The following is an 11,074-nucleotide window of genomic DNA, read 5'->3' on the forward strand; positions in this document are numbered from 1 at the left end:
GTAAACCGGAAAGTGATATTGATGAAATAATTCGTGAGACGTATATTTCTGGGAACTACGAGCTCCAGCTCGTATCATTATGAATAACGCCTGCTAATTAAAGAAACCGGGAACTACAGTGAATAGCTTTTTGAGAGAATACTCAACGAGCTGGAGCTCGTAGTTCCCAGGTTTAAAGGATATGATTATGAAAAAAGCGATGCTGCTGGTTGGGGGATTGTTACTGGTTTATCTATTACAGGGAACAACACATATTGTGGATATAGAGGGAGCTGGAGATTATATATCAATTCAGGAAGGAATAAATTCCAGTGCGAATGGAGATACTGTGCTGGTATATCCGGGTAGGTATTTTGAGAATACGGATTTTATAGGAAAGGAAATAACTTTAGCAAGTCTTGAGATGACTACTGGAAACCGGGATTACATCAGAAATACTATTATAGATGGGAACCAGACAGGCAGTTGTGTTGTGGTAAATACAAATGATGATCGAGCCTTATTGAGAGGATTTACATTAACCAATGGCATTGGCTGCATATATGGAGGATACAGGTTAGGAGGAGGAATTTTTTTATATGAAGCAACCTTAGATATCGTTAACTGCGTAATCGAGAATAATCAAGCTTATTCAGGAGGAGGAATTGATATTCTGGATGCCTGGGCATATCTGGAAGGTGTTACAATCCGCAATAACGAAGCTGCATTCAGTGGGGGGGGGATTTATAGTGGGTGTTTACCAGGTTCAATTACTTATTCAACTCACAACCGCTGTAACATCTATGATAATTTCTCAATTTGGGGTCTGGATTTTTGTAACCGTTTAGAAAATGGGACAATTACTGATGTGATCGTTGATACATTTACAGTTTGTGATCCGTGGAGTTATGAATTTTATCAGGGTGAAGGCGGAGGTGAACAAGTATATGACGAATCTATTTTTGATATGCAGCACGCTAAATATGAGCGTGTTTATAATGACCTGTACGTTTCCCCGGATGGTGATGATGAAAATAATGGATTGTCAGCCAACGAGCCCTTGCAGACACTGAATCAGGCTTTGCATTTCATTACTGCGGATGAAGATAATCCACTCACAATACATCTGGTAGATGGGATATATTCTACTGAACTAAATAATCAGAGATTTCCGATAACCCTTAGATCTTATGTCTCAATAATTGGTGAATCAGAAGAAAACACAATTATAGAGCTTAATGGAATTGATCAGGGATTTGCTATCGATTTATTTAGTGACCTGGGATATGAAATTAAGAATCTTACAATTAGAGATGGTTATGCTAATAATACATCTACTATATATACAATGATTTTCAATATAGATAATACTTCTCAGTCAATAAATCCTGTTTTATTGGAGAATTTGCGGATTATAGATAATCAATATGATAAATTACTATTAGTAAGTTCATCTAATTTAACAATGCGAAATATACTTTTCGAAAATAATATCCATTATCCGACTTCTGTTATATTGCGTAATTATATGAATAATCATGATTTCAATTGTACAGTATTAATGGAAAACTGTCAAAGTAAGAATAATCACACTGGAGGCTTATCCTTAGATTCAGCAATGACCAATCAGCTTGAACATAATTTCAATATTGTAAATTGTGAGTTTAGTGATAATGAATATCTAAATAATTTTACAGATTATAGTGTAGGTATTTCAATATATTGTATTGATATTTATAATCTCAATGTAATTAATAGCACTTTTGCCGGTAATGTATTTGAGGGTGCCTTTGTAGAGAATGCTCCATTACATCTTGCTTATGATTTAGATGTAGGAATAATGAATAGCATAATATATGATAATGATACATCCAATTCAATAATTTTAATGGGAGATACTTATTTTGGAATACCGGTGGTAGATGTACATCACAGCATAATTGAGAATGGACTTGAGGGAGTATTAATTGGTGGAGAAGTTTTCCTGGAATGGGATGAAGAGACAATTAGTGAAGAAGACCCTTTATTTATGTATGACGGTGAATATCCCTACAAGTTGCAGGAAGGTTCACCGGCAATTGATGCAGGTTCTTTGGAATTACCTGAGGGTGTTGTTTTACCTGAATATGATCTGGCAGGCAATTTACGGATAAGAGGAAATGGAATAGATATTGGTGCTTATGAATATAATCCCTTCAGCAATCCAGTGCATGAAGATGAGTTGGAATATTCTAATTTGAAATACTATCCTAATCCTGTGAGAATAAGTGAGGGCAGGGGAGCAGTGATCATCAATTATGCTGGATTGATGCAAGTAGAGGATTATCAGATAGGAATATATAACATAAAAGGGCAAAAAGTGTGGGAATCGGAATTAAAAAGAGAATATAGCGGCATCAGATGGGATTGCTGCAATACCAGTGGCGACAAAGTGGCAGCAGGAGTATATTTCCTGCGTCTTTCAAAAGATGGAGAATTTCTGGAGCAGGGGAAATTGACGGTGATCAGGTAATTATGAATTTTGAGTTTTGAATTTTGAATTAATGTAATGTAAGAATAAAGAGGATTTGAGCAACGAATAGCTTTCATGCATTACAGCTCATCAAGACAAGTACTAACAAAACGAACTGAGGAAATAGCAGAACTTCATTTTTGCTTTTCTTATGCTGTATGGTTTTTTTAAACTGAGGCTTTAGTATTGAAATAGTTCGTCTTGTTCGTTTTGACTTGATGAGCCGTAAGCCTGCGAAGGCTATTAGTTGCTAAAAAAACAAGATTCACTCCAGAAATAAGTAGATATTATATTTTAGAGAAGTAAATACTGACCCTAAAGTATGATAATATATCATCCGATCGTATTGAATTCAATCTTATTAGTTTTTCTAACTGCATTTTCATAGAAAAAAGAAGATAACTTTATAAAAATCTACTCAAAAGTACTGAAATTAAATAAGATACAAATTATTTTACTATAGCCATAGCCCCCAGTACCCTCCCTGTGGGTTCCCTGTGGCTTAATTAGGTTAATTTGATAGTTACGGTTGCTTAGTATAACTATTGTTCCGACTTTTAATATCTAATTTATGATCTACATTTAAATGACAATGGGATTTATCCTTCCTGGTGTTAAGGTTAACGAGTGCAAGTCACCCTGTTCCAGCGTTCACCTCTTGTCTATCCTGTCCATATTGTCCATTTCGTCCATTTAAATCCGACTGGCAAGAAATTTCTGGACATATTTGGAGTATATCCTTAGAAAAACAGGAAAGAGTAATTAAAATAAATATAAGGAGTTATGATGAATTATAGAGAATTGGGGAATACCGGTGCAAAAGTATCAGTATTGGGCTTTGGGTTGATGAGACTTCCTGTGATAGATAAGGATGTAAGTAAAATAGATGTGGTTAAGAGTCTGGAGATGGTGGAATATGCAGTAGATAAAGGCGTTAATTACCTGGATACAGCATATCCCTATCATAGAGGTGAAAGCGAGAACTTTGCCGGAACTCTCTGGGAACATATAGATCGTGATAAAATGTATCTTGCCAGTAAACTGCCAAGCTGGAATATTAAGGAGTCGGCAGATCTTGATAAGTATCTGAAAGAGCAATTGGCAAAGCTGAAGACAGACCACATAGATTTTTATCTTCTGCATGCCTTAAATGGTAGGAACTGGGAAAACTTGAAGAAAAACGGTGCTTTAGAATGGCTGGCAGCGAAGAAGAAATCAGGCGAGATAAAGCATGCCGGTTTTAGTTTTCATGACAATTTTATTGTATTTGAAGATATAATAACTTCTTATGACTGGGAATTTTGTCAGATACAATATAATTATCTGGATAAGAAATTTCAAGCTGGAGAAAGAGGAGTTGAACTGGCGAAGTCACGCGGTACAGGAGTGATCGGCATGGAACCCCTGCGAGGTGGACTTCTGGCAAAGCAGTCACCTAAGGAAGTAGCCGATGTGATCAAAAGCTCTGGGTATCAAGGAAGTCAAGTAAGTCTCAGTTTGCGCTGGGTATGGCAGCAGGAAGGCATTGATATGCTATTAAGCGGGATGAGTACACTTGAACAGATAAAGGAGAATGTAGAAATTGCTTCAAATCCTGAGTTGAAATTGAGTAATGAGGAAGAAAACCTTGTAGTTCTACTGGATCAGGCTTATAAAAGTCGGATAAAGGTGCCCTGCACAGCCTGTAACTACTGCATGCCCTGCCCTCAAGGAGTAGCGATTCCGGGGATATTCCATTTTTATAATTCAGCCCATATCTTTGATGATCAAGACTGGGGTATCAGATGTTATCCCTTTGTTAATAAAGATAATCAAGCGGATAAATGCGTCAAATGCGGAATTTGTGAAACCAAATGCCCTCAGCAGATCAAGATCATGTCAGCACTGGAGACAGCGCATAATTATCTGACGGTACGCCCATGATAGAAGCAGTGATATTTGATATGGATGGTGTGATAATCAATTCTGAGAGAGATCACTATTTAGCTAACCAGAAGCTGTATAAGTATTTGGGTATTAGCCTTGATGCTGTGGAATATGACCGGTTTGTGGGCTTAAGCAGTAAAATCATGTGGACGGAGGTCCGGGAAGAATTTCAGCTTAAGCAAAGCGTAGATGAATTGATGGGCTTAGCTGAAAAGGCGATCATGGAGCATTTTTCTAACATAGAATTGACTGCCACAGTCGGGTTTATGGATTTACTGGATTATATTAATGAGCGCAGCATGAAAATAGCTGTTGCCTCATCATCTCCTCTGGCAATGGTGAATCTGGTTGTGGACAAACTGGGGATCAAAGACTATTTTGATCTGCTGGTGAGTGGAGATCAAGTAGAGCAGGGCAAACCATATCCGGATATTTTTATCCATACTGCTGCCTTGCTGCAATCTCAACCCGGTAATTGCATGGTTATAGAAGATTCTCATAATGGAGCATTAGCTGCAAAAAGAGCAAATATGAACTGCATTGGATATCAGAATCCCTCATCAGGTAATCAGGATCTATCGATCTGTGATCTGGTGGTTAATAGTTTTCTTGGGCAGGATCTGGAAAACCTGTTAGATTATTTATGGTAGATATTAAACGGAAGGTATTATGTTAAAGAAAATTACACTTATACTGTTATTAGTGATCAGCATTCAACTCATTGCCCTTACAGGCAGCGTGGATAATCTATCCCTGGAATTGAGCAGAAGCCAGGATTACAGCGTGCTGCAAAGCGGAACAGAGACCATCTATCAGCAGGAACCGGGAGCACCGGCAATTCCTCAACTGGGATTTTTTATGGAATTAGCAGCGGGAAGTGAAGTAAGATCAATTGAAGTAATCCCGCAAGGAATGGAAACTCTTGAGCTTGATAAACCTTTGCTGCCAGTCCAGCAGGCAGTGCCATATTCCCAGGAAGCAGGTGAATTTATAGAACCCAAAGCGGAATATTACAGCCGGAGCATTTATCCGGCAAGCTGGTTAAACACTTATGCTCAGGGCAATTGCGGAGAGCACACGATCCTCAGCATCACCATTAATGCCATGCAATATGAGCCCGGGAGCAGAACTGCTTATATCCCCGCATCCTTTGATATCAATATCGAGACATCATCAGGCGAAACTCCAGAATTCAGTGATAATCTGGCAGTGGCAGAAGTGCTGGAAGCCCTGGGATTAGATCGCCCACCAGTGCGTGAAAATACCGGTTATCTGGCAATCGCCCCACTGATGTTCCAGAATTCATTGATGCCGTTATTAGATTGGCGAAGAGAACAGGGATATGATGTATATTTTCGCACAACTGGAGAAATATTCGCAGAATATGAAGGTGAAGATCTGCAGGCTAAAATAAGGGCATGCATCAGCGATATGCAGCAAACTTATGGGATAACCTATGTTACGCTGGCTGCTGATCATCAGCATATTCCGGCAAGATATGCTTATGCTTTTGATTGCGCCTATGGAGCTCATGAAGGTGAAAATGATCTGGCAAGTGATATGTATTACAGTTGCCTGGATGGCAATTGGAATGCTGATGCTGATACACTGTATGGAGAGGATGAAGATGAGGTGGATTTATATCCTGAAGTATTTGTAGGTAGAATTCCAGTAAATACGTCAGGCGAGATGACAGCCTATATCAGTAAGCTTTTGCAATATGAAAAAGGATTGATAACCGATTATAATCGGGCTGGCGGGTTAAGTATGGAGCTTTGGGACGGCTCAGCCAGCGAGCAATGTCAGGAGTATATATATGATCACTTTTTCCCGGACAATTATGAGATAAATTTTTTGTATGGAGATGATAACAACGAGGAAAACGCCTTTGCCATGCTTTCTGATGGACAGAATATAGTCCAGCACACGGGTCATGCCTGGATCAATGTCCTGGCTCTAGAGAATTATGGACATATTTATGTCTATAATGTTCCAGACCTTACGAATGACTGGGGAGGTATGTTCTATTCGATCGGCTGCTGGTCAAATGCTTTTGACAGTGAATCAATTGGAGAGACATTTGTGCGGGAACAGGATCGCTGTTTTTTGGGATATATAGGTAATTCATCTTATGGCTGGGGCTCCCCTTCAGCACCTCAATTCGGTTTCTCAGAGTTTTATCAAACAGAATTTTTCCGTCTCCTGTTTCAGGGAGATGATAATACCAAAGTGCTGGGAGCAGTTCAGGCATTACAGAAACTTGCCTTTATCCCTTATTATGAGGGAACTTCTATCTATAAATGGGTAGGATATGAATTAAATCTCTGCGGAGATGCAGCTGCTATGCTATTTACTGATAATCCACCGGAGATGGATATTACTGCTAATCATACTGAGGATAATATTTATATCCAGGTGAAAGGGACTGATAATGAGTCATTAGCAGGAGCAGTGATCACATTCAGCGAACAGCAGTGGTTTACTGATGGTGACGGATTAGCTATCTTGCCATGGGTGAGTAGCACAGAAGAAAGTTATCAGATCTATGCCAGGGGATATCAGCAATATACTTTAGGTATGGAAGAAGTCCAGACTCAGCCAGTATTAGATGTGAGTGGAATACCTGCCCTGATTGAGCTGGAAACAGAATATGAACTGGGAATGCAAGTTATAAATCCTGGCGAAGACATTATCAGTTTCAGACTTGCAGCTACTTCTGAGCCAGATGATATAGAGATAATCTATGATCCTGAAACAGTTTATAATGTGGCAGGAGAAAATTCGCTAACTATTGACCCATTGGTTATCAGGCTTGACAGTGCACCAAACTATGCAAATGGCAGTACATTCGGACTTGAGCTGCAATTGATTGATTTGTATGAAAACCTGATAACTGCTACAGAAATAAACCTGGAATTGCTGACGGCTGATCTCTCCCTGGAGATGGTTGACTGGCAGGAAGATGGGCTTATTGCCGGAGCAACAATGCCAGTTAGTTTGATATTTGGCAATCAGGTAGATCTATCAGAGATAAATTCTTTCGAACTGGAAATCACTGGAGATGAGATGGCGATGTTCAATTTTTCTCCTTCAATTATTTCAGTAGAAATCGATGAACTTTCTCAAGGAGAAGATATAGAAGTTTCCAGTGATCTGGAAATTAGCTCTGACTTGCCGGATAATTATTATGGTATCGTATCTGTAGAGCTTTATATTGAGTGGGCAGGTGCTAAGTCATGGCACAAATTATATAATTTTGTCCTTGGTAATGGGAATCTACAGCTTTCAGAAGATTTTGAAAATGGAATAAGCTGGGAAGGAGATGACCAGTGGCAGGAGAATAGCACTTATGCTTATAATGGATTAAATTCGCTTTCATGTCGTCCCGCAGAAGTGGGAAATTATCTTTTAAATACGCCGGTATTAACCTGGGCACCGGGCACTGAAGTATCATTCTGGTATCGTGGTAAGATGCCGATGTATGGAGGTGATGGTTTCTTTTTGAAACTGGTGGCAGGTGAAGAGGAAGAAGTTATCATATTTCTGGGTTCAGGAGGAGCACTGAGTAATGATACCGGCAGACCTATGCCGGAAGTTTACATAGAAAATGACTGGGTACACTATCAATTTGATCTGGAAAATCAGCTGATCAATCCTCCTGAAGCTGGAGAGAATTATCACCTGGTATTTGATTTTAATTATTCAGAGGTGATAGAAGATTTTAGTGAATATGCCACTATGGATGATATTGGAGTATTTATAGATGATTTCAAAGTGGAACAGACAGAATTTGTAGCAGAAAACAGTGAAAATAACATTCCAGAGGCATCATTGCTTTCATATCCTAATCCCTATCTGTTTGATGAAAGTCGTAAGCCACTAATGATCAGCTTCAATCTAACTGATCCTGGCAATGTGAAAGTTGCCCTTTATGATATAAAAGGGAGAAAACTTGCTGAGATAATAGACAGCAGTTTTCAGGCGGGAAATCATACAATCACTTGGCAGCCGCAATCACAGCTTTCTACAGGTATATATTTTATTAAGCTGCGCAGCCCGGATAAAAGCAGTATTAGCAAAGTTCTCTTTTTACATTAGTATATATGCGAGGTTAAATATGGATAAAAAAACAGATCTGGCAGAAGCAGCAGAAAAGGCAGCTCTTAAGGCCTATTCACCCTATTCAGGGTTTAAAGTAGGGGCAGCAATAATGACAGAAAGCGGAGAGATTTTCACTGGCTGCAATGTGGAAAATTCCTCCTACGGATTAACGGTATGTGCAGAGCGAATAGCACTTTTTAATGCTATCACAGCAGGGTATCAGAAATTTTCTGAAATTGTGATATATACTGATACGGAAAAAGCATTTTATCCTTGTGGAGCCTGCCGTCAGGTACTGGCAGAATTCAATCCTCAACTTGAAGTGAGTGTGGTCTGGAAAAATGGAAAAGAAACCATGAAGCTTCAAGATTTATTACCAAAGCAATTCAGACTATAAATACGGAGAAGATTATGAAAGAAGTATTCAAATATGATATAGCCATTATTGGCTCAGGCCCAGCGGGACTAAGTGCAGCAATCTATGCAGCTCGAGGAGGTTTGAAACCAATAGTTTTTGAAAAAGGAGTCTTTGGCGGTCAAATCACAGTAACCCAGGAAGTGGAAAATTACCCGGGGTTTCATAAGACATTGACTGGCAGTGAATTAATGGAAGAGATGCGGAAGCATGCCGATAAATTTGGAGCTGAGATATGTGAAGAGGAAGTGAAAGGAATTGGTATGCAGGGACTCTGCAAGATTGTGGAAACCAATAAGAAAATATATCATGCAAAAACCCTGATCATTGCCACCGGAGCCCATCCCCGTAAGCTGAATGTGCCAGGGGAGGATAAATTTTATGGTAAGGGCGTATCCTATTGTGCTACCTGCGACGGCTTTTTTTATAGGGATAAAGTAGTAGCAGTAGTTGGTGGTGGAGATTCGGCAATAGAAGAAGCCATGTTCTTGACCAGATTCGTAAAAAAAGTGTATGTGATCCATCGTCGTGATGAATTACGCGCAGTGCAGATCATTCAGGACAGAGCATTTGCTAATCCTAAAATCGAATTCATCTGGAATTCCGAGATTCAGGAAATATTTGGCAGGGATTTTGTGGAATCAATCACAGTATTTAATAAATCAGAAGGTAAACATCGTGATATAAAAGTGGATGGGATATTTGTGTACGTGGGAATTTTGCCTAATAATGAATTGATAGAATCGCGAGTAGCTCTTGATGAGCAGGGTTTTGCCCTTGTAGATGAGAGTATGCAGACGAATATTCCAGGGATTTTTGCAGCAGGAGATATAGTGAGTAAAAAACTGCGTCAAGTGATTACGGCAGCTTCTGATGGTGCTATTGCTGCCTGGTCAGCAGAAAAATGGATCACTGTCAATCAGGAAGATGAAAATACTGACCTGAAAACCTGCGAACTACCTAAATAGCGATAGATAGAAATTATAAAAAGCCCCGTAAAAAGCGGGGCATTTTTTTATCAAACTCTGTAAGTTAGACTTTATCGTACTTTTCGATCTTCTTACCTTTCACATAAAGGTATTCAGGATTTTCCGGTGAACCTGTTTTCTTGATCTTGTCGCTGTCTTCTTCTTCCACTTCACGCCAGATCTCCCAACTCTCGCCTTCTCCATCAATACAGAATGTAACTCCCTTTTTAATGAAGTCATCAATAATGAACTGGATAGATTCCAGGGGCTCAGCTTTGGTTACAGGAACACAAAACTTCTTTTTATCATATACATATACATCAGCCATAAATAACCTCCATTTCTGTTGGATAATATAAATTTCAGCAGTGTTATCTACGTCAATGAAAAATTTTGACTTTTTTTGCTTATACTATCTAAAATAGCTGGTAATAGGCAAGACAGAATGGTAAATCCTGATATCTGAGATTAAAATACGTGAAGAGATTTAGCTGTGATAATATCTCTTCTTTGTCCGAATTTTAATGTTGAGACTGTTCAATCTAAGCTGTTATCCCCCTGTTTTAGTTTCACTCATAGCAGAAACTATAATGATAATTGACCAGGTAAGTAGGACTTGCAGCGCTGGCGGTACTCCGGAAGTGCCGTGAGAACTACGTGCAGTTATCAGTTTTAATCTATGTATTTATACGCAGCGGTTTTTCCGGCAGGGATGGTTTGATAGCGGTCGTCATCTGCGCCTCACTTGTGAGTACACCAGCGATGCACATATGACTAAGTTGCAGAAGATATTGAATTTGCTTGACTTGTAGGTGAGAGTGATAATTATGCTTTGTTGAGATAAAAAAATGAGGTATTATTATGAAAAGATATATTGTTACTCTGGTTCTACTGTCAAGCCTGGCAGTACTCTTTGCAGAGGTAATAGCCCCTGGATTAGTGGAGGAAGGGCTTTGGGATTATCTGGTGGATAATTATAAAACAACTACAACTCTGGGTTATGACGATGCCCGTGATGTCCTTTATGGAGAGATAGATTCTCAGCCGGATAACCAGCTTTCCTGTATTTATACAAATTTTACTATTACCCTTGATCCAGATTTGGATCCTTCGACCAATGCCTTTAATCAGGGAATAAACTGCGAGCATACCTGGCCCCAGAGTTATGGAGCT

The 11,074-nt window shown here is 39.2% G+C and carries 8 protein-coding genes; 7 read left to right on the plus strand and 1 reads right to left on the minus strand.

All coding sequences use genetic code 11. The annotated features are described in order from the left end of the window. Window positions 1-187 precede the first annotated feature (187 nt). The 6 genes from RAO94_06990 (at window position 188) to trxB (ending at window position 9,901) form a co-directional block, all read left to right on the plus strand. Window positions 188-2,491, plus strand: a complete 2,304-nt coding sequence (locus RAO94_06990) for a choice-of-anchor Q domain-containing protein (protein MDP8322077.1) — start codon at window positions 188-190, stop codon at window positions 2,489-2,491. Window positions 2,492-3,274: 783 nt separating this feature from the next. Continuing rightward, complete coding sequence (locus RAO94_06995) at window positions 3,275-4,414, plus strand: aldo/keto reductase (protein ID MDP8322078.1); 1,140 nt, start codon at window positions 3,275-3,277, stop codon at window positions 4,412-4,414. Next, the gene (locus RAO94_07000; protein ID MDP8322079.1) at window positions 4,411-5,067 is read left to right on the plus strand and encodes an HAD-IA family hydrolase; all 657 of its coding nucleotides are present in this window, start codon (window positions 4,411-4,413) and stop codon (window positions 5,065-5,067) included. Before RAO94_06995 ends, RAO94_07000 begins: the two co-directional genes overlap by 4 nt. A 19-nt stretch (window positions 5,068-5,086) precedes the next feature. Further along, window positions 5,087-8,515: a C25 family cysteine peptidase gene (locus RAO94_07005; GenBank protein ID MDP8322080.1), complete on the plus strand. Its 3,429-nt coding sequence runs from the start codon at window positions 5,087-5,089 to the stop codon at window positions 8,513-8,515. Between the two features lie 19 nt (window positions 8,516-8,534). Continuing rightward, window positions 8,535-8,915: a cytidine deaminase gene (locus RAO94_07010; GenBank protein MDP8322081.1), complete on the plus strand. Its 381-nt coding sequence runs from the start codon at window positions 8,535-8,537 to the stop codon at window positions 8,913-8,915. A gap of 14 nt (window positions 8,916-8,929) precedes the next feature. Continuing rightward, window positions 8,930-9,901, plus strand: a complete 972-nt coding sequence (gene trxB / locus RAO94_07015; protein ID MDP8322082.1) for a thioredoxin-disulfide reductase — start codon at window positions 8,930-8,932, stop codon at window positions 9,899-9,901. Between the two features lie 64 nt (window positions 9,902-9,965). Here the strand turns inward: trxB and RAO94_07020 are convergent, their stop codons facing one another. After that, window positions 9,966-10,229, minus strand: coding sequence for a hypothetical protein (locus tag RAO94_07020; GenBank protein ID MDP8322083.1), 264 nt, complete (start codon window positions 10,227-10,229; stop codon window positions 9,966-9,968). A 533-nt stretch (window positions 10,230-10,762) separates the two neighbouring features. On the opposite strand from RAO94_07020, the gene RAO94_07025 reads away from it, so the two are divergent. Then, on the plus strand, window positions 10,763-11,074 hold a 312-nt coding region (locus RAO94_07025; GenBank protein ID MDP8322084.1), incomplete at its 3' end, for a hypothetical protein.

The sequence above is a fragment of the Candidatus Stygibacter australis genome, assembly GCA_030765845.1.
GTDB lineage: Bacteria > Cloacimonadota > Cloacimonadia > Cloacimonadales > TCS61 > Stygibacter > Stygibacter australis.